Origin of the sequence: Mycobacteroides sp. H001 (genome assembly GCF_001440005.1) — a bacterium.
Classification (GTDB): Bacteria; Actinomycetota; Actinomycetes; order Mycobacteriales; family Mycobacteriaceae; genus Mycobacterium; species Mycobacterium gwanakae.
In genome coordinates, this window is sequence record NZ_LJYH01000039.1 from 1 (window position 1) to 1,061 (window position 1,061).

Consider the following 1,061-nt stretch of genomic DNA (forward strand, 5'->3'; position numbering starts at 1 on the left):
GTGGTAGGCGTTGCTTCCATCCCCGCGGTAATGGGGGTGGAGACAATCGCGGGTCCTGCATCGGCGGCTGTGGTGCATCGCGCGTCACCGGGCCCGCAGGGGATTCGTTCAACGGCTCTGCGGGCGGCTTTTGCGGTGCGGGCTTGTCCGCGTGGTCGCGCTTGTCGTGGTCGCGGCGCAACCGAGGGAATGGGCCCTCGTCATCGTACGAAGATGGTTTATGGGGCCCGAAACGCTCGAACTCCACTGACGTGGCTGCTCCCGGCAGTTGCCAGGGCGGCAGGGCGAGCCTCCGGGTAGGCGGTCGCGGCGACTGAACGTCCTCGTCGAGATGCTCGACGCCAACGTCAGGGATGTCTTCGTCGATGGTTTCCGGATAGCCCTGCGCAGTCTCGTGATGTTCCGAGAGGTCCTGGGCAACCGGGTCCGACTCTGATGCACTGTTGGCGTCGGCCTCGAATGGGTCGTCCGACTCGACTGCGCCGCTGTCTAAATCACGGGGCGCCGGGAGATCGTGGGCCTCATCCAACTCCGTTGGAACGCTGAGTGATAGGTCCGGCGCCGGTTCATCATCCTGCTCGGGCTCCGAAGCGGGAACTGGAGCCTGCTCTGCTGAATCCGCTTCAGACGCAGCGGGCTGAGACCGCTTCGCCTCCATTGCCGCAAGGAGCGCGGCTGCGCGTTGATCAATCTCGTCGACCGCGGGAACGTCGCCAGATGGGTCAACCTCTGGCACATCGGAGTCCGCCACATGGGCCGGCTGCTCGTCCAGCTGACTGAAATCGTCAGCCCCGGCTACGGGCTCAGCGCCGGTAACCGCGGCGGACTCCCGAGCCCTCGCAACAGCGTCAAGGAGCGCTGCCGCGCGCATTTCGACCTCATCAAGTTCGGGGGTATCCGTCGATGACTCAGCCTCAGCCGCAACAGGTTCAGGCACAGATAATTCCGGCTCCACAAGCGGAGCGGGAGGCTGCCACGCCGGGACAACATCCTCGACCGGGGCGGGAGTCGCATCGACCTCCGACGAAACCTCCGGAACCTCAGACTCCCCAGGCACAGTT

The 1,061-nt window shown here is 65.2% G+C and carries 1 pseudogene; it reads right to left on the reverse strand.

The window, feature by feature from the left end:
- Positions 1-937 (reverse strand): annotated as a pseudogene (locus AOT83_RS19550) (hypothetical protein); the annotation flags it as partial.
- Between the last annotated feature and the right edge of the window lie 124 nt (positions 938-1,061).